Annotated in this window: 30 protein-coding genes and 1 tRNA gene; 15 read left to right on the top strand and 16 right to left on the bottom strand. The window is 61.4% G+C overall.

All coding sequences use genetic code 11. From position 1 onward, the window contains the following. The first annotated feature begins 3 nt into the window (after positions 1–3). From HJC04_RS10015 to HJC04_RS10000, 4 genes are read left to right on the top strand one after another with little or no spacing between them, the layout of a single operon-like run. Positions 4–921, top strand: coding sequence for a dihydrodipicolinate synthase family protein (locus HJC04_RS10015; RefSeq protein WP_221145962.1), 918 nt, complete (start codon positions 4–6; stop codon positions 919–921). An 8-nt stretch (positions 922–929) separates the two neighbouring features. Beyond that, positions 930–1949: an ABC transporter ATP-binding protein gene (locus HJC04_RS10010; protein ID WP_210629256.1), complete on the top strand. Its 1020-nt coding sequence runs from the start codon at positions 930–932 to the stop codon at positions 1947–1949. Beyond that, positions 1946–2899 (top strand): ABC transporter ATP-binding protein, encoded by a 954-nt coding sequence (locus HJC04_RS10005; RefSeq protein ID WP_221145959.1) that lies wholly within the window; start codon positions 1946–1948, stop codon positions 2897–2899. Before HJC04_RS10010 ends, HJC04_RS10005 begins: the two co-directional genes overlap by 4 nt. A gap of 10 nt (positions 2900–2909) precedes the next feature. Further along, the gene (locus HJC04_RS10000; protein WP_221145957.1) at positions 2910–3848 is read left to right on the top strand and encodes a dihydrodipicolinate synthase family protein; all 939 of its coding nucleotides are present in this window, start codon (positions 2910–2912) and stop codon (positions 3846–3848) included. Positions 3849–3937: 89 nt separating this feature from the next. On the opposite strand, the gene HJC04_RS09995 is transcribed toward HJC04_RS10000, so the two are convergent. Next, the gene (locus HJC04_RS09995; RefSeq protein ID WP_221145955.1) at positions 3938–4342 is read right to left on the bottom strand and encodes a RidA family protein; all 405 of its coding nucleotides are present in this window, start codon (positions 4340–4342) and stop codon (positions 3938–3940) included. Positions 4343–4504: 162 nt separating this feature from the next. On the opposite strand from HJC04_RS09995, the gene HJC04_RS09990 reads away from it, so the two are divergent. Further along, positions 4505–5113, top strand: coding sequence for a TetR/AcrR family transcriptional regulator (locus tag HJC04_RS09990; RefSeq protein WP_210629260.1), 609 nt, complete (start codon positions 4505–4507; stop codon positions 5111–5113). Between the two features lie 40 nt (positions 5114–5153). On the opposite strand, the gene HJC04_RS09985 is transcribed toward HJC04_RS09990, so the two are convergent. Further along, on the bottom strand, positions 5154–5381 hold the full coding sequence (locus HJC04_RS09985; protein ID WP_184457179.1) for a hypothetical protein: 228 nt from the start codon (positions 5379–5381) through the stop codon (positions 5154–5156). Positions 5382–5591: 210 nt separating this feature from the next. Between HJC04_RS09985 and HJC04_RS09980 the strand changes: the two genes are divergently transcribed. Together HJC04_RS09980 and adhP are read left to right on the top strand one after the other, a co-directional pair. Then, positions 5592–6848 carry an arsenic transporter gene (locus HJC04_RS09980; RefSeq protein ID WP_221145953.1) on the top strand — a complete coding sequence of 419 codons (1257 nt, stop codon included), beginning with the start codon at positions 5592–5594 and terminating at the stop codon, positions 6846–6848. 393 nt (positions 6849–7241) lie between these two features. Continuing rightward, a complete protein-coding gene (gene adhP / locus HJC04_RS09975) occupies positions 7242–8315 on the top strand; it encodes an alcohol dehydrogenase AdhP (RefSeq protein ID WP_210629262.1) in 1074 nt (357 codons plus the stop codon). 320 nt (positions 8316–8635) lie between these two features. Here the strand turns inward: adhP and HJC04_RS09970 are convergent, their stop codons facing one another. The 6 genes from HJC04_RS09970 to HJC04_RS09945 all read right to left on the bottom strand — a co-directional run bounded on the left by HJC04_RS09970 (position 8636) and on the right by HJC04_RS09945 (position 12710). Further along, positions 8636–9184, bottom strand: a complete 549-nt coding sequence (locus HJC04_RS09970; RefSeq protein WP_259668838.1) for a DoxX family protein — start codon at positions 9182–9184, stop codon at positions 8636–8638. Beyond that, entirely contained in the window at positions 9181–9957 is a 777-nt protein-coding gene (locus HJC04_RS09965) for a DUF2063 domain-containing protein (protein ID WP_221102922.1), read from the bottom strand. Before HJC04_RS09965 ends, HJC04_RS09970 begins: the two co-directional genes overlap by 4 nt. Positions 9958–9959: 2 nt before the next feature. Further along, complete coding sequence (locus tag HJC04_RS09960) at positions 9960–10847, bottom strand: DUF692 domain-containing protein (RefSeq protein ID WP_210629264.1); 888 nt, start codon at positions 10845–10847, stop codon at positions 9960–9962. A gap of 62 nt (positions 10848–10909) precedes the next feature. After that, on the bottom strand, positions 10910–11197 hold the full coding sequence (locus HJC04_RS09955) for a DUF2282 domain-containing protein (RefSeq protein WP_210629265.1): 288 nt from the start codon (positions 11195–11197) through the stop codon (positions 10910–10912). A gap of 200 nt (positions 11198–11397) precedes the next feature. Continuing rightward, the gene (locus HJC04_RS09950) at positions 11398–11670 is read right to left on the bottom strand and encodes a hypothetical protein (RefSeq protein WP_259668837.1); all 273 of its coding nucleotides are present in this window, start codon (positions 11668–11670) and stop codon (positions 11398–11400) included. 146 nt (positions 11671–11816) lie between these two features. Further along, the gene (locus HJC04_RS09945) at positions 11817–12710 is read right to left on the bottom strand and encodes a LysR family transcriptional regulator (RefSeq protein WP_210629266.1); all 894 of its coding nucleotides are present in this window, start codon (positions 12708–12710) and stop codon (positions 11817–11819) included. Positions 12711–12809: 99 nt separating this feature from the next. On the opposite strand from HJC04_RS09945, the gene HJC04_RS09940 reads away from it, so the two are divergent. The 5 genes from HJC04_RS09940 to HJC04_RS09920 all read left to right on the top strand — a co-directional run bounded on the left by HJC04_RS09940 (position 12810) and on the right by HJC04_RS09920 (position 17244). Continuing rightward, on the top strand, positions 12810–13271 hold the full coding sequence (locus HJC04_RS09940; RefSeq protein WP_210629267.1) for a cupin domain-containing protein: 462 nt from the start codon (positions 12810–12812) through the stop codon (positions 13269–13271). Positions 13272–13358: 87 nt separating this feature from the next. Then, complete coding sequence (locus HJC04_RS09935) at positions 13359–14174, top strand: arylamine N-acetyltransferase (protein ID WP_247241686.1); 816 nt, start codon at positions 13359–13361, stop codon at positions 14172–14174. Positions 14175–14212: 38 nt separating this feature from the next. Beyond that, on the top strand, positions 14213–14830 hold the full coding sequence (locus HJC04_RS09930) for a YceI family protein (RefSeq protein ID WP_221145951.1): 618 nt from the start codon (positions 14213–14215) through the stop codon (positions 14828–14830). Positions 14831–15023: 193 nt separating this feature from the next. Beyond that, positions 15024–16205 carry a Na+/H+ antiporter NhaA gene (nhaA, locus tag HJC04_RS09925; protein WP_221122740.1) on the top strand — a complete coding sequence of 394 codons (1182 nt, stop codon included), beginning with the start codon at positions 15024–15026 and terminating at the stop codon, positions 16203–16205. A 217-nt stretch (positions 16206–16422) separates the two neighbouring features. Then, positions 16423–17244, top strand: a complete 822-nt coding sequence (locus HJC04_RS09920; protein WP_221145949.1) for a hypothetical protein — start codon at positions 16423–16425, stop codon at positions 17242–17244. A gap of 168 nt (positions 17245–17412) precedes the next feature. Here the strand turns inward: HJC04_RS09920 and HJC04_RS09915 are convergent, their stop codons facing one another. Continuing rightward, a complete protein-coding gene (locus HJC04_RS09915; RefSeq protein ID WP_259668836.1) occupies positions 17413–18141 on the bottom strand; it encodes a hypothetical protein in 729 nt (242 codons plus the stop codon). A 433-nt stretch (positions 18142–18574) separates the two neighbouring features. Here HJC04_RS09915 and HJC04_RS09910 point away from each other — a divergent pair, with 433 nt between their 5' ends. Genes HJC04_RS09910 through HJC04_RS09900 form a run of 3 tightly spaced genes read left to right on the top strand, consistent with a single transcriptional unit; the run spans position 18575 to position 22421 of the window. Next, positions 18575–20515, top strand: a complete 1941-nt coding sequence (locus tag HJC04_RS09910; protein ID WP_221122739.1) for a DUF3604 domain-containing protein — start codon at positions 18575–18577, stop codon at positions 20513–20515. Next, a complete protein-coding gene (locus HJC04_RS09905) occupies positions 20512–21429 on the top strand; it encodes a peptidylprolyl isomerase (protein ID WP_259668835.1) in 918 nt (305 codons plus the stop codon). Before HJC04_RS09910 ends, HJC04_RS09905 begins: the two co-directional genes overlap by 4 nt. After that, the gene (locus HJC04_RS09900; RefSeq protein WP_221146030.1) at positions 21426–22421 is read left to right on the top strand and encodes a HupE/UreJ family protein; all 996 of its coding nucleotides are present in this window, start codon (positions 21426–21428) and stop codon (positions 22419–22421) included. The genes HJC04_RS09905 and HJC04_RS09900 overlap by 4 nt, the downstream gene beginning before the upstream one ends. Before the next feature lie 214 nt (positions 22422–22635). Here HJC04_RS09900 and HJC04_RS09895 read toward each other — a convergent pair. From HJC04_RS09895 to hisD, 7 genes are all read right to left on the bottom strand, one after another. After that, positions 22636–22711: transfer RNA gene (locus tag HJC04_RS09895), tRNA-Phe, on the bottom strand. 180 nt (positions 22712–22891) lie between these two features. Further along, entirely contained in the window at positions 22892–23104 is a 213-nt protein-coding gene (gene yacG, locus HJC04_RS09890; RefSeq protein WP_064800614.1) for a DNA gyrase inhibitor YacG, read from the bottom strand. Positions 23105–23235: 131 nt separating this feature from the next. Further along, entirely contained in the window at positions 23236–23856 is a 621-nt protein-coding gene (locus HJC04_RS09885) for a Maf-like protein (RefSeq protein WP_210629274.1), read from the bottom strand. 36 nt (positions 23857–23892) lie between these two features. Then, on the bottom strand, positions 23893–24111 hold the full coding sequence (infA, locus tag HJC04_RS09880; protein WP_003545338.1) for a translation initiation factor IF-1: 219 nt from the start codon (positions 24109–24111) through the stop codon (positions 23893–23895). Between the two features lie 122 nt (positions 24112–24233). Then, positions 24234–24719: a low molecular weight phosphatase family protein gene (locus tag HJC04_RS09875; protein ID WP_210629275.1), complete on the bottom strand. Its 486-nt coding sequence runs from the start codon at positions 24717–24719 to the stop codon at positions 24234–24236. Beyond that, on the bottom strand, positions 24716–25189 hold the full coding sequence (locus HJC04_RS09870; RefSeq protein ID WP_210629276.1) for a UPF0262 family protein: 474 nt from the start codon (positions 25187–25189) through the stop codon (positions 24716–24718). Before HJC04_RS09870 ends, HJC04_RS09875 begins: the two co-directional genes overlap by 4 nt. Before the next feature lie 10 nt (positions 25190–25199). After that, positions 25200–26495, bottom strand: a complete 1296-nt coding sequence (gene hisD, locus HJC04_RS09865; protein ID WP_221122738.1) for a histidinol dehydrogenase — start codon at positions 26493–26495, stop codon at positions 25200–25202. Between the last annotated feature and the right edge of the window lie 22 nt (positions 26496–26517).

Here is a 26517-nt window from a genome sequence, read left to right as displayed (position 1 = left end):
AAAATGAGCAAATTCAAGGGTGTCGTTCCTCCCGTCATAACCCCGCTGAACAAGGATTACACGGTCGATTACCCGTCCTACACACGGGTGCTCGAAAACCTGATCGAGGCCGGATGCCATGGCCTGTTCGTGCTCGGCTCGACCAGCGAGGTGATCTTCCACGACGAAAGGACCCGGAAGGAAATCATCGAGCACTCGGCCAAAGTCATCAATGGTCGCGTACCGCTGATCGTCGGCGTCATCGACCCAACCACCGACAGGGTCATCAACCATGCCAGGATCGCGAAGTCGGCCGGCGCCGACGCGGTTGTCGTCACGGCGCCGTTCTACACCGTCACCAGCCAGTCCGAGATCATCGATCACTTCCGCTATATCCGCGATGCCGTCGACGTGCCGCTGATCGCCTACGACATTCCCGTCTGCGTGCATGTGAAACTGCAGCGCCAGACCAGCGTGACGCTGGCGAAGGAGGGAACGATCGTCGGCATCAAGGATTCGAGCGGCGACGACGGCAACTTCCGTTACGTGCTGCTCGATCTCGCCGGCAACAACGAGGTCTTCCTGATGACGGGCTCCGAAATCGTCGTCGACACGGCACTGCAGATGGGCGCCCATGGCGTCGTGCCCGGCATCGCCAATGTCGATCCGCATGGCTACGTCAGGCTCTGGAACGCCGCCCAGCGTGGCGACTGGGTCGCGGCCCGCAAGGAGCAGGAGCGCCTCTGCCGGCTCTTCGAGATCGTCTCAGTCGGGGCGGGCCGCGTCAGCGGCGGCGCCGCCGGCATCGGCGCCTTCAAGGCGGCGATGAAGAGCCTCGGCATCATCGACACGGCGCTGATGCCGCGTCCGAGGGCGGCTCTCGACGAGACTGAAACGACTAGGATCGACGAAATCCTGCGCGCGACCGGCCTGCTTTCCTGATGGATGCCATGCAACAGACCGCCGACACCATTCTCGACGTCAAAGGGCTGCGGACCGTCTTCCGTATCCGCTCGGGCGAAGTGACGGCGGTGAACGGCATCGATCTGACGGTGACTGCCGGCGAGACGCTTGCGCTTGTCGGCGAGTCCGGTTCAGGCAAATCGGTCACCAGCCTTTCGGTCATGCGGCTTCTGACCCGCAATATTGGTGCGATCGCCGCCGGCAGCATCCATTTGAAGCGCAAGAACGGTACGGTCAGCGATCTTGTCGCGCTCATCGAAGAGGACATGCGTGCCATTCGCGGCAATGACATCGGCATGGTCTTTCAGGAGCCGATGTCGAGCCTCAACCCGGTCTACACGATCGGCGACCAGATTTCGGAGCCAATCCGCATCCATCGCCGGGCGGCCCGGAAGGCCGCCATGGATGTGGCCGTCGCCCTTCTCGACAGCGTCGGCATTCCCGATGCCGGGCGCCGCGCCGGTCAATATCCGCACGAGCTCTCCGGCGGCATGCGCCAGCGCGCCACGATCGCCATGGCCCTTGCCTGCGACCCGACGCTGCTGATCGCCGACGAGCCGACGACGGCGCTCGACGTCACTATCCAGGCGCAGATTCTAGCCCTTCTGCAGACGCTGCAACGCGAACGCGGCATGGCCATGCTCTTCGTCACCCATAATCTCGGCGTCGTCGCCGAAATCGCGCATCGGGTGGCGGTGATGTATGCCGGCCGGATCGTCGAGACCGGGCCGGTGGCCGAGGTTTTCCGCAATCCGAGACATCCCTATACGATCGGCCTCCTGGCCTCGATGCCGAAACTCGGCGATGCGAGCCGGATGAAGCAGGCGGGCGAAAGGTTGGCGGCCATTCCCGGCGTCGTGCCGAGCCTGATGAACATGCCGGCCGGCTGCGCTTTCCAGCCACGCTGCAAATTTGCCATCGACTCCTGCCGCCCGGCGGTGCCACCGCTGGCCGAGGTCAATCCGCGCCACCAGAGCCGCTGCATTCGCTGGCAGGAGATCAGATGAGCGAGCCCCTTCTCTCCGTCCGCGATCTCGGCAAGCACTATACGTCCCGCGGAACCAGGCTGACCATCCTGCAGGCCATATCCTTCGATATCGGCAAGGGCGAGGTGGTCGGGCTGGTCGGCGAATCCGGCAGCGGCAAGACCACGATCGGCCGATCGGTCCTGCGGCTGGTCGAACCGTCGGCCGGCAGCGTCCGCTTCGACGGTACCGAACTCACCGCCTTGTCCTCATCCGAAATGCGGCGTCTGCGGCCCCGGATGCAATATATTTTCCAAGACCCGTTCGCGAGCCTGTCGCCGCGCATGACAATCGGCGAAATCCTGACCGAGGGGCTGAGGATCCAGGGCTTGGGGACGGCAAGAGAGAGATTAGAACGTGCCCGCGAGGCGCTCGAACAGGTCGATCTTCCGCCGGACGCCGTCAACCGGTATGCCCACGAATTCTCGGGCGGCCAGCGGCAGCGGATCGGCATCGCGCGCGCGCTGACGCTCGCGCCCGAATTCATCGTCGCCGACGAGCCGGTCTCGGCGCTCGATGTTTCGATCCAGGCGCAGGTGATCAATCTTCTGCGCGACCTGCAGCAGCGCCTTGATCTGGCCATGCTGTTCATCAGTCACGACCTCGCCGTGGTCGAATATATCTGCGACCGGGTGATCGTGCTCTATCTCGGCCGGATCATGGAAATCGCGCCCAGTGCCGCGCTTTATGCCAGGCCGCTGCATCCCTATACGCGGGCGCTTCTCTCCGCGATCCCCTCGCCCGATCCCGATGCGCCGCGCGATCGCCAGATCCTGAAGGGCGATATTCCGAACCCCGCCAATCCGCCGAGCGGTTGCGTCTTCCGCACGCGCTGTCCAAACGCTCTGCCCGCCTGTGGCGAGACCGTGCCGGAGCTGCGCGAAATGAAGCCCGGTCATTTCAAGGCCTGCATCCGTGATGACCTGAATTGAAGGACGTGCGATGACCACCACGACCCGCCGCCACCCGATCGCGGGCAACTGGGCAAGCCTGCTGCTGCCCATCGCCGACGACGACAGCATCGATTTCGAAAAGCTCGCCGAGGAAATTGACATACTGATCGCCGCCGGGGTCGACGGCATCTATTCGAACGGCACGGCGGGAGAATTCCACAACCAGAGCGAAGCGGAGTACGAGCGAATTCAGGACGTGCTGGTCTCGCGTTGCCGCGCGGCCGGAATGCCGTTCGTCATCGGCGCCTGCCAGCCCGATCCGATGATCATGCTCGATCGGCTGCGCCGTGCAACCGTTCATAAGCCATTGGCGCTTCAGGTAATCCTCCCCGACTGGTGGCCGCTCACCAATCTCGAAGCCATCGATTTCCTGAAACGGGCATCAGACGTCGCCCAAGGAATCCCGCTCATCCTCTACAATCCGCCGCATGCGAAACGTGTCCTGTCGCCAGCCGAGCTCAGCGAGGTTTGCGGCCCCTGCCCGTCAGTGGTCGGGATGAAGGTCGCCGATGGAGACGATGCCTGGTTTTCGCAGGCGCGAGCACACCTTCCCGAATTTTCGCTGTTCATTCCAGGCCACCATCTCGCAACCGGCATGAAGCAGGGCGTGGCCGCCGGGGCGTTTTCGAACGTTGCCTGTCTCCATCCCCGCGGCGCGCAGGCCTGGACAGAGCTGATGCGCAGGGATCTCGAGGCGGCGCTCAACATCGAAAGCCGCATCTGCGCCTTCATGGACAATCACATCGTCCCGTTTCGCCGTGACCGCGGCTATTCAAATGCCGCCCTCGACAAACTGCTCGCTGTGATCGGCAACTGGGGCCCGGTCACGACCAGGCTGAGATGGCCTTACCGCTTTGTCGACGAGCGAGAGGCGGTGTTTTTGCGCGATCGCGCCCGCAGGATCATCCCGGAGCTCTTCCCCCGATAGGTCGCGAGTCGAACGATGATTGCATCGTCCGGCACCCGTCTATTGTCACAGCCCAACCATGCAGCCCGAACGGGATGCCTGGCATCATCCTAAAATCGGGCGGTGGAAGGGATGCGGGCAATGACCTTGATCTCGAAATCGAAGCCGGCCAGCCAGTTCACGCCGATCGCCGTCCAGTTCGGATAGGGTGGCTTGCTGAAAAGCTCCTGCTTGATGGCCAGGATTGTTTCAAACTGGTTTTCGGGGTCCGTATGGAACGTCGTTACATCGACGATGTCGTCGAGGCCGCAGCCTGCAGCATCCAGCGTTGCCTTCAGGTTCTCGAAAGCCAGCCGAACCTGGCGTTCAAAGTCGGGTTCAGGCGTACCATCGGAACGGCTGCCGACCTGGCCGGAGACGAACAGAAGATCGCCAGTTCGGATGGCGGCCGAATAGCCGTGTTTTTCGTAAAGGGCATTCCTGCCTGCGGGAAAGATTGCTTCGCGTTGGGTCATTTGTCGATCCTTGTCGTTGATGGAACACCAATGAGCAGCAGGCCGTCTAAGGAGCTTCACAGCCCGCCGCGTTATCTGATATACGGTGCGTATATGAAATGCCTGCATACGGGCCGTATGTCAAGTTCATATACGGAACGTATACCAAAATTTGGAGACGAGATGGTCAAACGGCGCAGCGAGACGATGGAGGAAAATCGTATGAAGCTGATCGCGGCCGGGCGAAAGGCTTTTGCCGAGAAGGGATACGCGGCCGCGTCGATGGATGAGCTGACCGCAGAGGTAGGCCTGACGCGCGGAGCGCTGTACCACAACTTCGGAGACAAGCGCGGGCTGCTTGCGGCAGTCGTCGATCAGATCGACACGGAAATGGCGTCCCGCGCCCAGGAGATCGGCGCCCGTGCGGGTGATGACTGGCAAGGTCTGCTCGCAGAGGGCGCGGCTTATATCGAAATGGCGCTTGATCCGGAGGTCCAACGCATCGTTCTGCTCGACGGGCCTGCCGTATTGGGTGATCCGTCACAATGGCCGAGCCAGAGCAGCTGCCTTCAGGCAACCAGGCAGACAATCGATCGCCTTATCGCGCAGGACGCCCTCAAGCCGGTCGACGCGGAAGCAGCCGCCCGGCTGCTCAACGGTGCCGCGCTCAATGCCGCCCTCTGGATCGCTGCCAGTGACGAGCCGCAGGATGTGCTGCCGAAAGCTGTCGAGGCCTTCGGCGCCTTGGCTGCAGGCCTTCTCAAGGCGTCGGCGGCAAACCGGGAATCTTGATGGGAGCGATGCGCTGCGGAGTGGGCCAACACTGTGTCTGTCACCAGTAGCTCCCGAAAACCAGAAAAACCGCACCGACCGCGATGACAACCAGGGCCGGCCAGTTCCGCGCCAAGCTGAGAAATCTCAGCCCTTGGCGCCGCGGTTCGAGCGTGGCGCCGCCTTGCGGCATCAGGTGCGGATCACTCGGCTTTCGACGAAGCGTCGGCCGCAAGAGAAAAACAAGGCCGCCAATTATGAGAGCGGCGCCAATCAGAACTGCCCACATCGTCACCTCCGCCGGAGATACGTGGTGCGAGTTAAACCAGATCCTGCTGTGATTGTTCCGTTGGCCGATTGAGCTGCTGCTTCTGGTATTAGCGGCTTTTCAAGATAATCGGATTTGTCACTGCCCGACCAAACATGTATTCGATCCCGAAAAGCTCTTGCATCAACCTTGGCGGCTGTTCTGCCGCGCCCCAACCGAACGCGATTGCAAATGATTGAACATGCCATGACCTGGGGGATCGCCGGCCTCACTGCGATGGGCGTCGTCGTCCGTCCCTTTCGGTGGCCGGAAGCGATCTGGGCCGTCTTCGGCGCCCTGCTCCTGCTCGCCTTCCGCCTGCTCGGCCCCCATGATGCCTTGGCAGGCGTCGCCAAGGGCGGCGACGTTTATCTCTTTTTGATCGGCATGATGCTGCTGTCGGAACTTGCCCGGCGCGAAGGCCTGTTCGACTGGATCGCCGCCATTGCAATCGCCTACGCCAAAGGATCACCTCGGCGTCTCTTCGTGCTGGTCTATCTTGTCGGCGTGGTTGTCACCGTCTTTCTTTCCAACGATGCGACAGCCGTGGTGCTGACACCGGCCGTCTATGCCGCCTGCCGGACGGCGCGGGTGAAGGACCCGATGCCATATCTGTTGATCTGCGCCTTCATCGCCAATGCCGCAAGCTTCGTTCTGCCAATTTCCAATCCGGCCAATCTGGTGATCTTTGCCGGCGGTGACATGCCGCCGCTGTCCCGTTGGCTGTCGACATTCATGCTGCCGTCGATCATTTCGATCGTCGCCACGTTCCTCTGCCTCTACTGGACGCAGCGCAGCGCCCTCGCAGAAGACACTCTTGCCGCGGACACGCAACGGGCGCCCCTCTCCCACAGCGCCCGGCTGGCGGGATGGGGAATCCTGCTGACGGCCATTATTCTTATCGCGGCGTCGGCGATGCATGTCGATCTCGGCGTGCCGACCTTTGTTGCAGGCACGATCACCACCGCGATCGTTCTGATGCTCACGCGGCAAAGCCCGGCCGAGACGATGAAGGGCATCAGTTGGAGCGTTCTGCCGCTGGTCGCCGGCCTATTCGTCATCGTCGAATCTCTCGATCACACCGGCCTGACGAACATTCTCTCTGATCAGCTGGCTGCGCTTGCCTCGTCCTCGCAATCGCAGGCGATCGGCGTGGCGGGCCTTCTCGTCGGCGTGATCTGCAACCTCGTGAACAATCTTCCCGCCGGACTGCTTGCCGGCAGCGTGGTTCAGGCGGCCGGCGTCTCCGACAAGATCGCCGGCGCCGTGCTGATCGGCGTCGATCTCGGCCCCAATCTGTCGGTGACGGGGTCGCTGGCAACGATCTTGTGGCTGTCTGCGCTGCGCCGCGAAGGCCTGCATATCGGCGCCTGGACGTTTCTAAAACTCGGAACCGTCGTCATGTTCCCCGCGCTCATTCTGTCTCTGGCATCGCTCCTTCTGTTTTGATTGCCTACAGGCGCTGCGCCTGCGTTACCGAGAGCGGTTCAGCTTTTTGGAAGCGCAGACGCCGCGATTGGCGCTCAGACGGTTCGCGAGAAAATGAAGCAGCTTCTGCTTGAAGCGGCAAGGTCCCTCGACGAGGCCGGCTAAGGCCTTCCCGGGTGATGTGCGCCAGGCTGCCGGCACTTTCGTGCAGGAGACATCTCATGGCCGCTCCCATTCCCGTGGTGCCTCCAGACATGCCGGTTTCGTATCCGGCCTCTCTTATTGATGGCTGCCAGAACAGTCTCCCCCCTTCCCTCTGGGTCAACGGGGCCGCTCTTTGCGATGGGTCAATGTGGCGAGTGTGCGATGCCTGCATTATCCGAGCCGGATAATCATCGTGAAGGGACGAAGATCATGACGAGCAAGATGATGAAGGCGGCAGTGGTTCGGGAGTTCGGCAAGCCGCTCGCAATCGAATGCGTGCCAGTGCCTGTTCCGGGCCCAGGTGAAATCCTGGTGAAGGTCGCTGCCTGCGGAGTATGCCATACCGATCTGCATGCCGCCGAGGGCGATTGGCCGGTCAGACCGTTGCCGCCCTTCATTCCCGGTCACGAAGCGGCCGGGGTCGTTGCTGCTCTCGGTCCCGGCGTCACCGAATTCAAGGAAGGCGACGCCGTCGGCGTCGCCTGGCTGCACGATGCCTGCTTGCGCTGCGAATATTGCGAAACCGGTTGGGAAACCCTCTGCGAACACCAGCACAATACCGGCTACAGCTGCAATGGCGGCTTTGCCGAATATGTCATTGCCTCGGCCGCTTTCGCCGCCCGCCTTCCTGCCGGTGTCGATTTCGCGGAGATCGCGCCAATCCTCTGCGCCGGTGTCACGACCTATAAGGGGCTGAAGGAAACCGAAGCGCGGCCCGGCGAATGGGTGGCGATATCGGGCGTCGGCGGCCTCGGCCATGTTGCGATCCAATATGCCAAAGCGATGGGTCTCAAGGTGGTTGCTCTCGATGTCGCTGCCGCCAAACTCGACCTTGCCCGCCAGGTCGGCGCCGATCTCGCGCTCAACGCACGCGCTGAAGACACCGTCGAGAAGGTGCTGAAGGCAACAAGCGGCGGTGCGCATGGTGTTCTCGTCACCGCCGTCTCGCCGCCCGCTTTCTCGCAGGCGCTCGGCATGGTGCGTCGCAAAGGCACCGTCAGCCTCGTCGGCCTGCCGCCGGGCAACTTCCCGACACCGATCTTCGATGTCGTGCTGAAGCGCATCACCGTACGCGGCTCGATCGTCGGCACGCGCCGCGATCTCGATGAGGCGCTGGCTTTCGCTATCGAAGGCAAGGTTCGCGCCGAAATCTCCAAGGCGCCACTCGACAACATCAACGATATCTTTGCCGATCTCAAAGCGGGAACGATCGAGGGCCGCACAGTGCTCGATATCGCAGGAGAGGCGAGCATCTTCGCAGCGCGGGACCAGTCCGCAGCATAGCTGGCGCGCTGCGTGTCTCCGCCGCGCTCGGGGGAGCGGCGGAGACACTTCGCTTCGAAAACCGGAGCGCCTCGGCCCGGCCAATCCGGTGGACGGGGCAAGGCCCAGGCTGGGGCTGAGATCGAAACGCTGGTCGGTTCCGGCTGCGCTTCGAGTTCCTTCCATTGCTGACGTTGATCACAGCACCGGCCGCTAGCGTGTTGGATGCCAGCACTGCGGCAGGATCGCAGGACCATGAGATGGTCGAGAGCGTGGCAGCCGCCGACGCCATTGACGCCGGACAGTTCTACGCCAGCATCTTTCCGGTCCGGCGCAAGGCTTCATCCCGGCTGAGCGCCGCCTCGGGGAGATGACGCGTGTGGCCGCCGCGTCATTTGCGGCGCTGCAAAGACAAACGGATCAACCGCGATCTTGCCCCCACCGAACACGACCAATGCCAGCGCCATTGCCGCCCAGGGCAAGTGAAAATTCGCCCAGCCATCCGGGATGGTGAGCTGGATGATCGCCGTCATCAGAAGCAGACCGAGAGCAGCGAAGCGTGTGGCCAGGCCGAGGATCAGCAGAATTGGCAGGGCCAATTCTCCGATTCCGGCGGCCGTCGCCATCGTCAGAGGAAACGGGTAGGCGACTGCGCTGCCGAAGACATGAAGCTTGAACTCCTGCTCGAAAAGATATCTTGCGCCCGATGAAAGCGTCAGGAAGCCGTCCCATTTCGTCAGCCCCGACTTGAAGAAGGGAATAGCCAGCGCAAAACGCAATGCCAAGAGCGGCAGCGACCTGGGAACGGAGGCGAGCAGGCCTTCCGCACGCGTGACGAGGGAGGCAGCGGCAGCACCAAAGCCGTACGAAGGGACCATTTCGGTTTTCATGTGGAGTTTCCTTTATACTGTTGAAGGGTGCTGAACGCGCCGAGACCGGCAAGGCCGACCAGCGCCGTTCCGAAATCGAATTCGGGGGCAGCCGCAAATGCCGCCTCTGCCGCCTCGCCAAGAGTGGCGGCATTGAACAAGGCGGCTGCAAAAACGGCGTCCCGCGGCGGCAGGATATGAACATTCACCGACATCTCCGGTCGCACGACCAGGACCGCTTGGCCGCCCCAGTCGGAGACCGGCGAAACCATCTCCTCTTGATGTGCGCTCCAGATCGAACCAACCGGAAAATTCGATAGGATCAGGTGCGCCGAGGGGTGCGGGACGAGCCGCAAATCCGAAAGAATCTCGGGCGCCACGGCTCTCAGTGCCGCAGGATCGAGAGACGCGCTGTCTGCGGCGTGGTAAGCCTCCGTCCAAGCGGCCTCGAGCCGGGCGACGTCAGGCAGGTAGACAAGCGTGCCTGCAGGCTCGAAAGCTGTGATGAAGTCGGGGAAATCGTCGCCATATTCCATGATCAGCGGCGAGGCCGGCTTATGATTCTGGGCGTAGGCCCGCGCCATGGCCGCAAAGAATTCCGAACCGACGAGCCTCTCCGTCACCGGAAAGCGTTGCGCCAGCGCCTTTGTCAGCCCGACGAATACATTGTTGCGGTATACGGCAAACCGCGCCGCGTCGGGCTTGCCGCGTGCATTGATCACGCCGTCCGGCACCGGCCGCTCGGCATGCAGCAAGGCATCGGCGAAGGCGGTTTGGCAAGTTGGGAAATCCATCGTCACGCCGCCCGGGTCCGGTGCCCGCCGCGGCGAAACGTTTCGGCGGCGAGCATCGCATCCACACGTTTCGCCTCTGAATACAGTGTGGCGAAATCCGGAACATTATTGTCCCATTCAATCAGCGTCGGGAGTGCGCCGGTGCGCGCGAGGGTATGTTCGTAGAGCGCCAATACATCGCTCTTCACGGCCGTCGCGTGCGCGTCAATCAGCAGCCGGTCGCCGGTGGAGTCGACGGTTTCGTCGTAGCCGGCAAGGTGAATCTCGCCGACGAGCTCGACCGGAAAACGATCTATATAGGTGGCGGCATCGAGCCGGTGGTTCACCGCCGAGACCATCACATTGTTGACGTCGAGCAGAAGGCCACAGCCCGTCCGCTGCGCGATCGCCCCCAGAAAATCCACTTCATCGATCGTACTGTCGGCGAATAGTGTATAGGTGGAAGGGTTTTCCAGCAGCAATTGTCGCCCGAGCGCCTGTTGCGTTTCATCGACATGGTCGACGACGCGTGCCAGCGTTTCTTCCGTGTAGGGTAGCGGCAACAAATCGTTGAGAAATCCCGTTTCATGCGTCGACCAGGCCAGATGTTCGGAAAAGCTCTGCGGCCGATAGCAGTCGATCAAGCTGCGAAGTCGATTCAGATGCGCCGTGTCGAGCCCGCGCGCCGCGCCGATCGACAAGCCGACACCGTGCAGCGACAGCGGATAGTGTTCCGTGATGGCTTGGAGATAGCAATGCGGCGGCCCACCTGCGCCCATGTAGTTCTCGGCATGGACCTCAAAGAAGCCGACATCCGGCAGATCGGCCAGAATAGTGTCGTAATGCTCGGGTTTTAAGCCGAGGCCGGCCCGCGCAGGCAGGAGGACAGGTCGGTTTGTTGAAGCGGTCATCGCAATTCTCCCGATTTGGCCAGAAAAGATGGAGGCCCGGGTGTCGGGCCTCCGCTTTCGGGTCAGCCTTTGGTCGGCTCGAGCTTACCCATGTGGCCGTTGACATTCATGCTGACACAGGTGCCGGCCGGGACGGCCTTCCAGGCGTTCCCCTGATAATCCATCGTCGATGTCCCGGCGCAGGTCGTGCCGGCACCGGCGGCACAATCATTGTGACCCTTGAGCGCGATGCCATAGCATTTCTCGTTGCCCACCATTTTCTCCGCCGGCAGCGGCGCGGCGAAGGCAGCGGATGAAATCGCAGTGGCGAGCGAGCCTGCGAGGGCGAGGGTGAGAGTGGAACGGTTCATGGATGGTCTCCTCTTGCAAATATCCGCGCACCGGTCATCGGCCGCGTAATCCCTCTTTCGAGCCGACGATCCCGCTTGTTACAGGCATGACGAACACGAATTGGTGATCGGCCTTCGCACGATGGTACGGCTTTGCTCGTGGGGCAGTGGTGGTGCTCGTTTGGCGCAGGCGCCGCCGGAGGATTGCGCCGGCACTCAGCTTAGGGGGATTCCCCTGCGACGGCTTCCAGGAACAGCGGTCCTTCCGCCTCCAGCCTGACGCGGCCCCTGCCGATGCGGGCGAGGCGGATGGGCGCCTGCTTTTCTTCAAGCCGGCGGCGCAACAGCAAGAGCCGGGTTTCGAGATTGTCCTTGATCTCCGGCATGCGTGCGCCGGCGGTCAACCGCGTTTCCCGGTTCGTGAACTCGCTTCTGCCATCGCTCAGATGCCAGTCGAGCATCAGGCGCAGCGGAATGCCGGCAACACCCTTCACGATGTAAAGCTCGTTCGTCGCCGCGGTGATGAATGATCGGCGCGATCGGGGTCGAAATTCCGGTGGAGTAGCCGCATACTTCGAGACAGGGAACGGGCTCAGCAGCGTCTCGATAGGCTGTATGCCATAGGTGATTGGGACCTCGTCTATAGTCGCAGTTTGCCTGCCAGGAACGAGACGAAGCGTCGGACCTTTACCGCGATATGGCGATTGGCCGGATAGACCGCTTGCAACTGTATCGTACTGATATCCCAATCGGGGAGAAGACGGACCAACCGGCCCTGCCTGAGGTCTTCCCCGACGATAAAGTCGGGCAGAAGGACAATGCCGAGTCCGAGCACGGCGGCGTCGCGCAGACCAAGACTGTGATTAAGTTCCAGGCGGGGTACGATGGGGATGCGAAACTCCTCACCGTCCCTGCTGAACGGCCAAATCCGCCCCCATCTTAGTTCGGCGAAGTGGAGGCAGGCGTGGTGAGCGAGGTCGTGCGGCGTCATTGGTGCCCCGTGTTCGGCAATATAGGCCGGTGAAGCGGAAATTACGATTGACGATGTCGCCAGTTGTCGGGTGATGAGATTGATATCGACCTCAAGGCGGCCTCGAATTGCAAGGTCGAAGCCATCCTCGACCAAGTTCACGGGCCGATGTGACAGGTCGAGTTCGATAGACACAGCCGTATTGAGTTTGAGGAACTCCGAAACTGCCGGCACGATCACGAGCTGCCCGAGGTCGGGTGGCGCCGACACCCGCAATCGCCCGACAGCTTCCTTCTGAAACGAGATTGCGGCCCGTTCGGCCTCTCTTATCTGCGGCAGAATTCCCGAAAGCGCTTCCCTGTAGGCTGCCCCGGCCTCCGTCAGGACGATCTTGCGCGTCGATCTTTGAAAGAGGCGGATGCCAAGGCGATCCTCGAGCTGCCTGACCTGGGCGCCGACCGTCGCCCGCGCCATGCTCAGTTCCTCGGCCGCCTTCGTGAAGCTCAGATGCGTGGAAACCGTTAGGAATGCGGCAATCCCGTCAAGCGGATCAAGCGTTTTCATGAGTACAATTATCCATACAATGATGTCAGTTAATCCCTCTTATCATAGGAGAGGGCGCAAAGTAATCGGTGGGGCGTACTCAAGCAAAGGAGACCCGACATGATGACATTCACCCAAGCTGCGGTCTCGCCGTCCGGGCGTGGGACGCCGGCAATGGCGTTCGGCAAGCATGTCATCCGCATAATGGCGGCCAATACTGGCGGTTCGCTCGGCATGTTCGAAGCTTTCGTGCCGGCCGGCGAAGGACCGCCGCTGCACGTACACGAGCGCGAGGACGAGTTCTTCCGCGTGCTTGCCGGGCGCTTCGGCTTCTGGTGCGCCGGAGATTATGTCGAACTTGCGGAAGGCGGCTGCATCGCATTGCCGCGTGGTGTGCCACACCGTTTCCGCAATGTGGGGAAAACGGAGGGCCGCCTCATGGTCGTGGTCACACCGGGCGGGTTCGAAAGTTTCTTTTCGATCGTAGAACTCTGCAAGCCCGAAACACCTGAGCAGGTCGCCTCGGTCGCCAAAAGTTTCGGGCTGACCTTCCCACCTGAGGACGGCCGCAAGGTCGCCTGAACCAACGGAGTCGCACCGCCGGACCTGAGCAACGGTCCAATGAAAGGAGACCGAACGATGACACATGCACGTTCAAATGAAAACGCAATGCCCCTGACAGCCCAACAGATAGATGCCTATCTGGCCCGGATCGGAGTCGAGCGGCCGTCGCGCCTCGACATCGACAGCTTGTCGCAGTTGCACCGCGCCCATCTCATGAGCTTTACATGGGAGGCACTGGACGCCTTCATGGGATGGCCTTCCCAGATCACCCCGGCTGCGGCATTCGCCAAGATGGTCGAGGGGCGGCGCGGCGGCTGGTGTTATGAGATGAACGGCCTCTTCGGCGCCGCGCTTGCAGCCCTGGGTTTCCGTGTGACCCGCCTTTGCGGCGCCGTCGATCGCGAAAAGCTCGGCGACATCGCCATCGGCAATCATCTGACGCTGCGGGTCGACCTCGACCGTTCCTATCTCGCCGAGGTCGGCGTAGCCGACGCCATCATCGAGCCGGTGCCGCTTGTGGCCGGGCCGATCAGCCAACGCGGCTTTGACTTCTCCATCATGCCGGCCGACGGGAGCTGGCTGCGCTTCAATAATCAGGTGCTCGGCATCGCGAAAAGCTTCGATTTCCGGCTCGACCACAGCGACGAAGCCGCGATGGCCGCAACACAAGGCTGGCTGATGCAAGATCCCGGCTCGCCGTTCACCCAGGCGCTCGCGGTGTTGCGGCACACGGCGGACGGCTACGTCGCCCTCCAGAACGACCGTCTGCGCCGTGTGACGGCGAACAGCCTCAGCGAGGAGCGCATTACGAGCGCGAGCCATCTCGGCGACACATTCCAGGCAGTATTCGATCTCGACATCCCCCAGCCCGGCCGCGTCTGGGAGCGCCTCCAGACGATCCACCGCGACAAGGCGGCCTGAGCCGACAGCCACATCATTTCACATCCGAGGAACTATCAATGCTTCGTACAACCGCATGCACCCTTGCTCTGGCCTTGAGCACGGCCTTCACCTCTGCCGCCGCCGCCGATCCTGCACCGGGCGGTGCCTACAAGACCGATCCTTCGCATTCGAGTTTCAATTGGTCCTTCGACCATTCCGGCCTGTCCCACTACACGGCCCGCTTTACCGGAGTCGATGCGCGGCTCGACTGGAAGCCGCAAAAGCCGGAAACCTCCACGCTTTCGGTCACGATCGATCCGCTTTCGGTCCGCACCGACTATCCCTGGCCTGAGAAGGTCAACTTCGATGCGGAGATCGGCGGAGACGAGAACTTCCTTGCAGCCAAGCCGATCACCTTCGTTTCCAGGACGATCCACGTGACGGGCGAGAAGACCGGCACCGTCGAAGGCCTCCTGACCGTGCGCGGCGTGACGCACCCGGCAACGCTCGACGTGACCTTCAACGGCTCAATGGCGGAGCACCCGATGATGGGCGTCCCGAAGATCGGCTTCTCGGCGACCGGCAGCATCCGTCGCAGCGATTGGGGGCTGGATTTCGCAATCCCCGAACTCGGCGACATCGTCACCTTCACGATAGAAACGCAGATGGTGCCGGCTGGTTACTCGTTTCAGTGAAAATGAAGCGAATGGCAGGTCCAACGAACCCTGCGCCTCTCCATGATCTTTCCGGATCGGGTCGATTTCGCTGGAAATGGCGATGCGGCCCCTTTATCCTGCAGGGGATGGCGTGTGCTGCGTGCGCCGCGGGCTTTCCCGAAATCGACGGAGACTGAAGATCAACCTTCCAAAACAAAGGGAGCGCTGACCGGTGTCGTCGCCAATCTCTCCAGGCCTCATCCGATCCACCCTTCGTCAGTTCCTCGACAGCGAAGCGTCGGGCGGTCTCGTGCTGATGGCAGTCGCCTTGGCGGCGATCGTGACGGCGAACTCACCACTCGCAGAGGCTTACTTCCACGCGCTTCACATCCATCTGGGGCCGCTCAGCCTGCTGCACTGGATCAATGACGCGCTGATGGCGCTTTTCTTTCTCCTCGTCGGGCTCGAGATCAAGCGCGAAATGCTCGATGGCCAGCTCTCCAGCTGGAGCCGCCGCATCCTGCCGGGCGCGGCGGCAATGGGAGGCATGCTCTTCCCCGCCCTCTTCTACATCCTGTTCAACTGGGAAAACCCGGCCGCCCTGCGCGGCTGGGCGATCCCAACCGCGACGGACATCGCATTCGCGCTCGGCGTCATCTCGCTGTTCGGCCCACGGGTGCCTGCCTCGTTGAAGATCTTCCTGGCGGCACTCGCGATCATCGATGACTTGGGGGCGGTCGTGATCATTGCGCTGTTCTACACGAACGATCTCAACCTCCTGGCGCTTGCAGGGGCTGCGGCAGTGCTTGCGGCGCTCTACGGCATGAACCGCGCCAGGATTTTGAAGCTCTGGCCGTATCTGCTGCTCGGCGCCGTGCTGTGGGTGCTCGTTTTCGCATCCGGCATCCACGCGACGCTGGCCGGCGTTCTTCTCGCTCTGACGATTCCGCTGAAGGTGACGCCTGGTACGCCCGAGGCAAGCCACGACCAGTCGCCGTTGCACCACCTCGAGCACATCCTCCACAGGCCAGTCGCATTCATCGTCGTTCCGATCTTCGGCTTTGCCAATGCCGGCGTCTCCTTCATCGGCGCCTCGGCAGCCACGCTGACAGAACCATTGACGCTCGGCGTGGCGGCGGGCCTGCTACTTGGAAAACTGGCCGGCGTTCTCAGCACGGTCTTTCTGCTCGTCAAACTCGGCCTGGCCGACCTTCCCGCGAAGGCGAGCTGGGGGCAAATGATCGGCGTGGCCGCCCTCTGCGGCATAGGCTTTACCATGAGCCTCTTCATCGGGTTGCTGGCATTCAACGACCCCACCGTCCAAGACCATGTGAAGATGGGCATCCTGCTGGGATCTCTGCTGTCCGGTCTGGTCGGCGCGGCGATGCTCGCAACATTCAACCGGCGATCGTGACGCAGCGGGGCCAGAGACGCTGCAGCTTCCGTCGACGGTGCCGCGCACTCGACCGGCAATTAGCTTGCCAGTTACTGACTCTCGCAGTGACTTTTGACCATCCGCGGTTTTTATTATCTCGCGCCAGCATCGCATGCACTTCGGTTTCAAAATGTCGATATCTTTATGTTCAGCCTCACTGCAGACCAGATGCCGCAGCTACAGTGTTGAAGATCTCATGGCGGACGCCGCCTTTGCCGCGGCTCTGCGCGAATCCGCCTCCGAGCTGCTGGCAATCCATCGCAGTGCGCCCAGAATAGTGCGTTACGTTGCCGATCTGCAGAAGTGGCTGCTCAGCCAGGCGGCATTGGCATTGCATTTTGAGCGGAAGCTCGACCCGTCCCGTCCTCCTTTGACCGCTTCCAACCTTGCAAAGTTTCTGGTCGAGAATCACGTCGCCAGCCATAACACCGCGGTCGCCCATCTGAAGGAGATGGCCTATTACAAACTATTCGAGCCCGTGGCGACGACGGATCGGCGCGCCAACCCGTTACAGGCAAGCGCCTATGCTGAAGCCTTGATCCGACAATGGTTCGAAGGGCACCTTCGTTCCCTGGACGGCATGGACGCGGGAGACCGCTGTAGCCGGTCGGAGGCGGATGAGACAATTCTCTATCGCGCTCAGCCGCGTATCGCCCGCCGGCTGTTTAACAATCCGGATTGGTACAGTCCGCCAGAAAGCATCGCGCTGTTCGTGAGGTCCGAATCCGGAAGCAATATATTGCATGACCTCATGTCGCGTGTGCCACTCGCGCCGGTCGTAGGTGAACGCACCTGGGTGGGCGATGTCTCCGCACGATTGACGGCGGCCGAATATGTCATTTCCCGCAGTCATGCCGGCAGATTGTTGGCGGCCGCGCAAAATCAAGGACTACTCGGGTGGGAGGCTGCCCAAATGACCGGAGATTGCTGGATTTCCGCAAAATTCGTCCTCGACTACAGACGGTGGCAGGCTACGAAATTCTCCGTTATATCCGAAGTTTTGGCGAGCATCGGGTAGATGCGTGGTTGTGAAGCGATTCTGAAGTTGCCGGGCCGGTTCGTCAAATTTTCGTTTTTGCGCGCAGCGCCAGCCACTCCGCCCGCTGAAGGCTACGATGGACTTCCGCGCGGGGCTCGGCATGGGCTTAGCCCTCGACATTGGCTCGAAAGTCTGCCTGAAACCAGGTCAAAAATGCATGACCAATCCCAGAATCGGGCCCTGTTGCACTACATCGAAGACGAAGCCGTCATTGCTGAAATCGACGCCCAGGGCACGGTAGCCGACGACTGCTGAAACGGTCTCGCCGAAACGGTAGCCGATCGCAGCAGCGACGTCCCAATCGAGGTCGGCCTGGCCGGCGCCGATCAGGCCCCATCCGGTCAGATAGATCTCGCGCGTGATGGAGTAGTTTCCGCGAAAGCCGGCCATCGCGTCCACCCATGTCTCGCCATCGCTTCGCGTCACCCCATCCAGAACGCCACCGCTGAACGAAATATCGGTGTCGACAGACCAGACCCTCGCCGCTCCGACGACATCAAGTCGCGAGGTGTTGTCATCGATGACCGAGTAGCCGACGCCGAGCAAGCCTGCGAATGTCTCCGTCGAAACTTCTACGTCGGAGGCAATGAACCCTCTGGGCGTACCTGCTGAGCCGGAAATTTTGGTGTATATGATGTCGCCGAAAATGCTGTAGCGGTCGTAGCGGGCCTCGCCAATAGCCATGGCCCCGAAGTCGAGATGGTCAAAAATATCGCTGAAGCTCATGTCGACATCGACAGTCGGCAGTCCGAATTGCGCGACATCGCCGGATAATCCTGCCGCCCAGAAGTAGGGCGCGAATGCGAATGTCCATCCCGTTTCGGTTTCAGCTTGATGAGCTTCCGGCGTCAGCGGCGATTTGATGTCAGCGGCCATGGCGCCAGCGCTGAATAGAAACCCCCCAATGAACGCCGTGGTAAGCGCAGTTCTACGTTTCATCTTCCCCCTCCAGTACTTCGAGAACCTTCTTTCAACGGTTGCAGTGATCACCGGTATCATCCGGATTGACCTTTATTGTTGAAGCAAATCTGCTCTTCTTATTTCCCCCTTGCCGCGCTTCACCATTGCATATTAGCCGAGGCGCAAGAGTCGCACCAGCAAGTTTCAACGAAGGACTGAACGCCCGTAAGGGGAGCCCAGTCGGACCTCCATCACCCTGCCGACCGGCATGTATGCGGTCGGCACGCCAGGGCCGGCCTCAGAGGATATCAAGGCTGATTTCGCCGGGACAGGGGCTCCGGTCATTGATGCTAATCAAGGAGCGCGCCGCTTCGATAGTGTAATGTTCGCACAGTGGAGGGGGAGAGCCATGAAACGGACACCTGGGAAACTCTTGATTGCCGGGCTGATAAGCCTCGGTTCTGCTTTACCGACCGTGGCTCAGCAGGCCACCGATATCGGCACTCTGGACAGCGGGGCGGCTGGACGGGTATTCACCAGTAAACCTCTCTACTCGCCCTATGCGGGACGAAATTTTCCGACCCGCCCGCTTTTTGGCGACACGCATTTGCATACGGGAGCCTCCTTCGACGCCGGCGCGTTCGGCGCGAGGTTGACGCCACGTGACGCTTACCGCTTCGCCCGTGGCGAGGAGGTCATGGCCTCAAGCGGCCAGCCTGCGAAGCTGTCACGGCCGCTCGACTTTCTGGTCGTGGCCGATCACTCCGACAACATGGGCATGTTCCCCGATCTGTTCGCCGGCAAGGCCGAAGTGATCGCCGATCCGCAGGCGAAGACCTGGTACGATATGATCAAGTCAGGCCAGGGCGCTACCGCGGCGCTTCAAATCATCTTCAGCTTCGGCAAGGGAACGCTTCCACAGAGCATGATCTATGGGCCGGACACGCGTCCCTACAAGAACGCATGGCAGGACACGATAAAGGCTGCCGAGGAATATAACGATCCGGGGCGGTTCACGGCTTTCATCGGCTATGAATGGACGTCCAATACGGCAGGTAACAACCTCCATCGCAACGTCATCTTCCGCGACAATGCCGACAAGGCCGCCCAGGTCGTACCCTATACCACGCTGAAACCACTGGGCAGCGACAACCCGCGCGATCTATGGCAGTGGATGCAGGCCTATGAGGACAAGACCGGCGGCAACGTGCTGGCGATTGCGCACAACGGCAATCTCTCCAATGGGCGCATGTTCCCGCTGATCGAATCCTTCACCGGCAAGCCGGTCGACAAGACCTATGTCGAGCAGCGCGCCAGGTGGGAACGCCTCTACGAAACGACCCAGACGAAGGGGACCGGAGAGGCACACCCGTTGCTGTCGCCGAACGATGAGTTTGCTGATTTCGAGATCTGGGATTTCGGCAATCTCGATGCCAGCGAACGCAAGACGCCTGCTATGCTCGAGTTCGAATATGCACGGTCTGCATTGAAGAACGGCCTCAAACTCGAAGCCGAGCTCGGTACGAACCCTTACAAGTTCGGATTGGTCGGCAGCTCCGATGCACACACGGGCCTTTCGGCGATGGAGGAGGAAAATTTCTTCGGCAAGACCACGCCGCAGGAGCCGAGCCCCGAGCGTCTGACTGCAACCTTTGTCAAGGACGACAAGACCGGCATCACGGTGATGGACTGGGAAGTCGGCGCGTCGGGATACGCGGCTGTCTGGGCGGTTGAAAATACGCGCGAGTCGATATGGGACGCCATGCAACGCAAGGAGACCTATGCCACAACGGGATCGCGCATGGCCGTACGCTTCTTCGGCGGCTGGAATTTCGAACAAGCCGACGCCGAGACCCGCAACCCCGGTGAAATCGGCTACGCCAAGGGCGTTCCCATGGGTGGCGATCTCAGAGCAGCGCCGGAAGGAAAGGCACCGTCGTTCCTCGTCGCCGCGCTGCGGGACCCGATCGGGGCCAATCTCGACCGCTACCAGATCGTCAAGGGCTGGCTGGACGACAAGGGCGAGACGCATGAGCAGGTGTACGATGTCGCCTGGAGCGGGGACCGCAAACCAGGCGCCGACGGCAAGCTGCCGCCGGTCGGCAGCACCGTGAACGTCGAAAACGCGACATGGACCAATACGATCGGCGCTCCGGAACTGATCGCCATCTGGAAGGATCCCAGCTTCGATCCCAAGCAGAAGGCTTTTTACTACGGGCGCGTCATCGAAATTCCGACGCCGCGATGGACTGCCTATGATGCCAAACGGTACGGAACGAAGCCGCTCGAGGGAACGCGGATGACGGTGACCGAGCGCGCCTACACCTCGCCGATCTGGTATACGCCATGACCGCGGCTGAACAGGCCGCCGGACCGACCGCTCCACCCTCCAGCCAACGAACAGGAACGATCTGGCTGAAATCCATGCTAAGGGAGCCGCTGGTTCATTTCCTGCTGCTCGCATTGGTGATCTTCGCCGGTTACCGGCTCATTGGCGCGGATATCCAAAACAAGCCGGGCAGCATCGTCGTCACGGCGCCGAAGATCGAGCAGATGGCCATTCTATTCACCAAGACCTGGCAGCGGCCGCCGACCTCGGAGGAATTGAAGGGCCTGATCGACGACTATGTGAAAGAAGAAGTCCTGGTGCGCGAGGCGCTGGCGCTCGGGCTCGACAGAGACGACACGGTCGTTCGCCGCCGTTTGCGTCAGAAAATGGAATTCGTCGACGCCGCCGCCGACGTTCTGACGCCGACCGACGCAGACCTCCAAGCCTATCTGCAGATCAACGCAGCCACGTTCGAGATTGATCCGATGCTTGCCTTCCAGCAAGTATATCTCAACCCGCAGCGGCACGGCGACAGCACCGCTCGGGACGCAGCCTCCATCCTCGAAGCGCTGCAGGCCAATCCCGCCGCGGATCCTAGCCTATTGGGCGACCCGACGCTGCTTCCTTCCGACCTACCGCTTTCGAGCAAGACGGCGATCGGGCAAACCTTCGGCGTCGAATTCCCCGAGAAACTCGACAAGGCCCCCCTGGATCAATGGACAGGCCCCATCGCCAGCAGTTTCGGGCTCCATCTGGTCCGGGTGTCCAGACGCATGCCCGGCCGAGTGCCAGCGCTCGACGAGGTGCGGGATGCCGTTGCGCGGGAATGGACGAACGCCAAGCGGCGGGCCTTGGAAGACGGGCGATTTGCCGAGTTGCTCAAGCACTATATGGTAAGCATCGAATTCCCTGTCAGTGCGGAAGCCGGCCGATGATGCGGTTCGGCGCATTGCTGGCGGTGCTTGTCCCGCTGTTCCTGGCCACCTCAGGTATTGCTCACGAAATCAGGCCTGCCTATCTCGACCTGCGCGAAACGGCACGCGACGAGTTCGCGGTCATCTGGAAGGTGCCGGCGCAGGGCAACATGCGCCTCAGTCTCAATGCAATACTGCCGAAGCCATGCGTCGAAAAAACAGACCGAGCAAGATCGATCGGCGGCAGCGCCTATCTCCAGCGCTGGACGGTCATCTGTGCAGGCGGACTGAAAGGCGGCGAGATCACCATCGATGGACTCAGGTCGACCATGACGGAAGCGCTCGTTCGCATCGCATATCAAAACGGCGACACAGAGGTCGTGCGCCTCATGCCGGCTGCACCCTCTTTCGCCGTGGCAGGTGCAAAGAGCAGCCTCGACATCGCTCGAATCTATTTCTTGCTGGGAGTCGAACACATCCTTTCCGGTCTCGATCATTTGCTCTTCGTTCTCGCCCTTCTGCTGCTCATTCGAGAGCGCGGGATGCTGATCAAGACCATCACCGCCTTCACGATTGCCCATAGCATCACCTTGGCTGGGGCCTCGCTCGGCTATTTCAGTCTGCCGCAGAAGCCGGTCGAAGCGACAATTGCTCTCAGCATCGCTTTCGTTGCGAGCGAACTTGTTAGAATGAAGCCAGGTGAGACACGGCTTTCCGAAAGGCTTCCATGGGTGGTAGCCTTCGTATTCGGTCTGCTGCATGGCTTCGGCTTTGCCGGCGCCCTGATGGAAATGGGATTGCCACAATCCGACGTGCCGCTGAGCCTGCTAACCTTCAACCTGGGCGTCGAGGCGGGACAACTGATCTTCGTGGCCGCGGCTTCGGTCTTGCTCGGATTGGCAGGAGCACTGGTGACCGTCCAACCCGCACAAGCCCGCCAGGTCGGCGCCTACATTATCGGAACCGCGGCGATGTTGTGGCTTGTTCCACGCATCGCAGGATTGGTCGCGTGAACAGTCGACCTCGTGAATTCTCGACCACGCAGACGCTTTGAGGCGCGCCGGCTGTCGGCGATCAACACCGATCTCGGAACCACCTTGCACTGGATAGCGAAGATTACACAGGTCGCGAACGATCAGGTGCTGACCGAAAGGCGACGGGAAGCGGGTGGGCAGATCAAATTAACCACGCATGGAGGCTGTTTTTTAGAATGGGCCGAAGACTGAATGGTGCCCAGGGGCGGAATCGAACCACCGACACGCGGATTTTCAATCCGCTGCTCTACCAACTGAGCTACCTGGGCCAACCTGCTTCGCGAGGGTGTTCTTGATGAAAAGAACTGCGGGGCCTTGGTTCGCCCCGGAAGCGAGCGGGGTTATAGCATCTTGTTCGGCCATGGCAAGCGTCAAATGACTCTTTTTTGACGGTCTTGCCAATTTTGCGGATTCATGTGGAAAAATAAGAGCTTCGGGGAGGAAATCTCCTAGTTTTCCTCATCCGGGTAATCGGCCTTCGTTTCGTCGTCGGCCACCGGAATGGCGTAGGAGCCGGTCAGCCAGCGGGAGAGATCGACCTCGCGGCAGCGGTTGGAGCAGAAGGGGTAATGTTCGCGGTTCGATGGTTTGCCGCATTCCGGGCAAGGGCGCGTCTTGCGCAGCGGTTCGACCTTGGCGGCGGCTTTCTTGTCTTCGGGCATGATCGGTCCGTCCTAGAGCATGGCGCGCAACAGTGTCAGCGGTGTTGCAACAACGACATGCGAGAAAAAAGCCTTAAAGCGCGACGCGCGGATCTGAAAGATCGTGACGCGCTTTAAGCATCGGCCGTCGGTCAGCCCTCAGGCCACCGGCTATGCACATCGAAGCCCTCGCCGGTCAGAAGCAGAATGGTTTCATAGAGCGGCAGGCCGACGACATTGGTGTAGGAACCCACCATCTTCTGCACGAAAGTGCCGGCAATGCCCTGGATGCCGTAAGCGCCAGCCTTGCCGCGCCACTGGCCGGAGGCGAGATAATTCTCGATCTCGAAACCGGACAACCGCTTGAAGCGCACCTTGGTCTCGACGATCTTCTGGCGGATCTTGCGATCGGGCGTCACCAGGCAAATGCCGGTATAGACGAGATGGTTGCGTCCCGACAAGAGATGTAGCGAGCTCAGCGCCTCGTCGGCGAATTCAGCCTTGCCGAGAATGCGCCGGCCGACGGCGACCACCGTATCGGCGGAGAGGATATAGCTGCCCTTCCAGGTGATATCGCCCTTGATGGCGGCAAGTGCGGCCTCGGCCTTCTCGGCCGATAGCCTTCGGGCGAGCGAACGCGGATGCTCCGACTTCTTCGGCGTCTCGTCGATATCCATCGGCATCAGGCGCGAAGGCTCGATGCCGGCCTGGTTGAGGAGGTCGACGCGACGGGGCGAGCCCGAGGCCAGAATGAGCTTGTATTTCAGCGCCATGAAACCTCGACCATCGGCGGACGGGAGCGGGCAGACTTACTTGAAACGGTAGGTGATGCGGCCCTTCGTCAGATCGTAGGGCGTCATCTCCACCAGCACCTTGTCGCCGGCGAGAACGCGGATGCGGTTCTTGCGCATGCGGCCGGCGGTATGGGCGATGATCTCGTGTTCGTTTTCAAGCTTCACGCGGAACGTCGCATTCGGCAGAAGTTCGGTGACGATTCCCGGGAATTCGAGGACTTCTTCTTTCGGCATATAGTGGTTTTCTTCCTGTGGGTTGCAGAGGCAGCGCAACGCGCGCCTTTAAATTTGGGCGGAAACTACACAATCAAGGCAGGTTTGTGAACCTTGTTGATCAGGCTTTCCTTTATTTGTTTTCATGCCGATTGCGCGGCGATGCCATTTCGTTTGAGCAACCGGCTTTCGATGAGGCCGGCCAGGTGATCGCGGACCTCGCGATAGCTGTGCAGTATCTGCTCCCTCGTGCCGCTGACGACCGTCGGATCCATGGTCGGCCAGTAGACGACGTCGATCGCGTTCGACCGCGTCAGCTCGAGTGCGGCGTGATGGGCCTGCGGCGACAGCGTGATGATCAGATCGAAATAATCGTCCTCGAGTTCATCAAGCGTCTGCGGCTGGCGGCGCCCGAGGGACAGCCCGATTTCCTCGAGCACGACATCGACGAAAGGATCGCGCTCGCCGGCGCGAACGCCGGCGGACCTTATATAGGTATTGGCAGGCAGAATGCTACGGGCGATCGCTTCGGCCATCGGCGAGCGGATGGCGTTCAGCCCGCACATGAAAAGAATGGCGCCCGGCCTCTTTGCGTCCTCGACGTCGGCGGCAAGCTCCATCGCCGTCATCCGCGCCAGTAGAGCACACAGACCAGCGTGAAAAGGCGCCGGGCGGTGTCGAAATCGACCTCGATCTTGCCGGCCAGCCGGTCTTTCAGCGTCTGCGAGCCTTCGTTGTGGATGCCACGCCGGCCCATGTCGATCGCTTCGATGCGGCTTGGCGTGGCCGATCGGATCGCTTCGTAATAGCTTTCGCAGATCATGAAGTAATCCTTGACGATCCGCCGGAAGGGGGTGAGCGACAGGATATGGGTGGCAACATCGCCGCCTTCTTCGGTCTTGATGGCGAACACCAGCTTCGAATCCATCAGCGAGATGTTCAGCCGGTAGGGACCGCCGGCATGGCCGAGCGGCTCGAACCTGTTCTCCTCGATCAGATCGAAGATGGCGACGGCACGCTCATGTTCGACATCGGGCGTCGAACGGCCGATCGTATCGTCGAGGACGACGTCGCAAAGCCGGAAATCGCCCGCCGCCATCCCCTCACACCTAATCGAGGTTGAGGCGGATCGCGACCGACCGCGCATGGGCATCGAGGCCTTCGGAGACCGCAAGCGCGATCGCCGCCGGGCCGAGGGTGCGCAACTCACCCGGCCCCAGGCGCAGGATCGAGGTACGCTTGACGAAATCGAGCACAGACAGGCCGGAGGAAAAGCGCGCCGAACGCGCCGTCGGCAGCACATGGTTCGAGCCGCCGACATAATCGCCGATAACCTCAGGCGTATGAGCGCCAATGAAGATAGCGCCGGCATTGCGGATGCCGTCGAGCAGCCGGTCGGGATCGGCAACGGCAAGCTCCAGATGCTCGGCAGCGATGCGATTGGCAAGCGGGATGGCCTGCTTCAGATCGGCAACCAGGATGACGGCGCCGAAATCGCGCCAGCTTGCCGCTGCCGTGTCGGCGCGGTTCAGCGTCTTCAGCTGGCGTTCGACCGCCTGCTCCACCGCCTTGCCGAATTCGGCATCGTCGGTGATGAGGATCGCCTGGGCGCTGACATCGTGCTCGGCCTGCGCCAAAAGATCGGCGGCGATCCAATCAGGATTGTTGTCTTTGTCGGCAATCACCAGCACCTCGGAGGGGCCGGCGATCATATCGATGCCGACGGTGCCGAAGACGTGGCGCTTGGCGGCGGCGACATAGGCGTTGCCGGGACCGGTGATCTTGGCGACAGGAGCGATCGTCTCGGTGCCGTAGGCGAGAGCGGCGATCGCCTGGGCGCCGCCGACGCGATAGATCTCGGTCACGCCGGCCAGCCTGGCGGCGGCGAGCACCGCCGGATTGACGGCGCCGCCGGTGGCAGGAACGGCGATGACGACGCGATCGACGCCGGCGACCTTGGCCGGGACGGCATTCATCAGCACCGAGCTCGGGTAACTCGCGGTGCCGCCCGGAACATAGAGCCCGACCGCCTCGATTGCCGTCCAGCGCGAGCCGAGACGGACGCCGAGATCGTCCTCGTAGATATCGTCCTTCGGCAGCTGCCGGCGATGATGGCTTTCGATGCGCAGCGCCGCGAGCTTCAGCGCACCCAGCACTTCGGCGGGCACCGCCTCGATCGCCGCGTCGATCTCCTCCGCCGTCACGCGCATCGGTACCACGGCAAAATCGATGCCGTCGAATTTCAGCGAATATTCGGCCAGCGCCACATCGCCGCGCGCCCTGACATTATCGATGATAGAGCGGGCGACGGCATTCACATCCTCGGACACTTCGCGCTTCGTCGTCAGAAAGGCGGCAAAATGCTGCTCGAAACCTTCCAGTGCCTGATCCAGCCAGATTGCCAAGACCTATATTCCTTCTCAACTC

Source organism: Rhizobium sp. NLR8a (assembly GCF_019685235.1).
Taxonomy (GTDB): Bacteria; Pseudomonadota; Alphaproteobacteria; order Rhizobiales; family Rhizobiaceae; genus Rhizobium.
Note: the sequence above shows the minus strand (reverse complement) of the source record. Positions and strands in the feature narration are given on the sequence as shown.

What these genes read in the sequence shown, in the direction of transcription:
- HJC04_RS09905 (WP_259668835.1), top strand. Translation starts at nt 20,512, where the DNA reads ATGACCGCGGCTGAACAGGCCGCCGGACCGACCGCTCCACCCTCCAGC.
- HJC04_RS10005 (WP_221145959.1), top strand. Translation starts at nt 1,946, where the DNA reads ATGAGCGAGCCCCTTCTCTCCGTCCGCGATCTCGGCAAGCACTATACG.
- HJC04_RS09935 (WP_247241686.1), top strand. Translation starts at nt 13,359, where the DNA reads ATGCCCCTGACAGCCCAACAGATAGATGCCTATCTGGCCCGGATCGGA.
- HJC04_RS09930 (WP_221145951.1), top strand. Translation starts at nt 14,213, where the DNA reads ATGCTTCGTACAACCGCATGCACCCTTGCTCTGGCCTTGAGCACGGCC.
- HJC04_RS09980 (WP_221145953.1), top strand. Translation starts at nt 5,592, where the DNA reads ATGATTGAACATGCCATGACCTGGGGGATCGCCGGCCTCACTGCGATG.
- infA (WP_003545338.1), bottom strand. Translation starts at nt 24,111, where the DNA reads ATGCCGAAAGAAGAAGTCCTCGAATTCCCGGGAATCGTCACCGAACTT.
- HJC04_RS09985 (WP_184457179.1), bottom strand. Translation starts at nt 5,381, where the DNA reads ATGTGGGCAGTTCTGATTGGCGCCGCTCTCATAATTGGCGGCCTTGTT.
- yacG (WP_064800614.1), bottom strand. Translation starts at nt 23,104, where the DNA reads ATGCCCGAAGACAAGAAAGCCGCCGCCAAGGTCGAACCGCTGCGCAAG.
- HJC04_RS09920 (WP_221145949.1), top strand. Translation starts at nt 16,423, where the DNA reads ATGGCGGACGCCGCCTTTGCCGCGGCTCTGCGCGAATCCGCCTCCGAG.
- HJC04_RS09900 (WP_221146030.1), top strand. Translation starts at nt 21,426, where the DNA reads ATGATGCGGTTCGGCGCATTGCTGGCGGTGCTTGTCCCGCTGTTCCTG.
- HJC04_RS09875 (WP_210629275.1), bottom strand. Translation starts at nt 24,719, where the DNA reads ATGACGGCGATGGAGCTTGCCGCCGACGTCGAGGACGCAAAGAGGCCG.
- HJC04_RS09870 (WP_210629276.1), bottom strand. Translation starts at nt 25,189, where the DNA reads ATGGCGGCGGGCGATTTCCGGCTTTGCGACGTCGTCCTCGACGATACG.
- HJC04_RS09995 (WP_221145955.1), bottom strand. Translation starts at nt 4,342, where the DNA reads ATGACCCAACGCGAAGCAATCTTTCCCGCAGGCAGGAATGCCCTTTAC.
- HJC04_RS09990 (WP_210629260.1), top strand. Translation starts at nt 4,505, where the DNA reads ATGGTCAAACGGCGCAGCGAGACGATGGAGGAAAATCGTATGAAGCTG.
- HJC04_RS09965 (WP_221102922.1), bottom strand. Translation starts at nt 9,957, where the DNA reads ATGGATTTCCCAACTTGCCAAACCGCCTTCGCCGATGCCTTGCTGCAT.
- HJC04_RS09910 (WP_221122739.1), top strand. Translation starts at nt 18,575, where the DNA reads ATGAAACGGACACCTGGGAAACTCTTGATTGCCGGGCTGATAAGCCTC.
- HJC04_RS10000 (WP_221145957.1), top strand. Translation starts at nt 2,910, where the DNA reads ATGACCACCACGACCCGCCGCCACCCGATCGCGGGCAACTGGGCAAGC.
- HJC04_RS09945 (WP_210629266.1), bottom strand. Translation starts at nt 12,710, where the DNA reads ATGAAAACGCTTGATCCGCTTGACGGGATTGCCGCATTCCTAACGGTT.
- HJC04_RS10015 (WP_221145962.1), top strand. Translation starts at nt 4, where the DNA reads ATGAGCAAATTCAAGGGTGTCGTTCCTCCCGTCATAACCCCGCTGAAC.
- HJC04_RS09955 (WP_210629265.1), bottom strand. Translation starts at nt 11,197, where the DNA reads ATGAACCGTTCCACTCTCACCCTCGCCCTCGCAGGCTCGCTCGCCACT.
- HJC04_RS09970 (WP_259668838.1), bottom strand. Translation starts at nt 9,184, where the DNA reads ATGAAAACCGAAATGGTCCCTTCGTACGGCTTTGGTGCTGCCGCTGCC.
- adhP (WP_210629262.1), top strand. Translation starts at nt 7,242, where the DNA reads ATGACGAGCAAGATGATGAAGGCGGCAGTGGTTCGGGAGTTCGGCAAG.
- HJC04_RS09960 (WP_210629264.1), bottom strand. Translation starts at nt 10,847, where the DNA reads ATGACCGCTTCAACAAACCGACCTGTCCTCCTGCCTGCGCGGGCCGGC.
- HJC04_RS09940 (WP_210629267.1), top strand. Translation starts at nt 12,810, where the DNA reads ATGATGACATTCACCCAAGCTGCGGTCTCGCCGTCCGGGCGTGGGACG.
- HJC04_RS10010 (WP_210629256.1), top strand. Translation starts at nt 930, where the DNA reads ATGCAACAGACCGCCGACACCATTCTCGACGTCAAAGGGCTGCGGACC.
- HJC04_RS09915 (WP_259668836.1), bottom strand. Translation starts at nt 18,141, where the DNA reads ATGGCCGCTGACATCAAATCGCCGCTGACGCCGGAAGCTCATCAAGCT.
- HJC04_RS09885 (WP_210629274.1), bottom strand. Translation starts at nt 23,856, where the DNA reads ATGGCGCTGAAATACAAGCTCATTCTGGCCTCGGGCTCGCCCCGTCGC.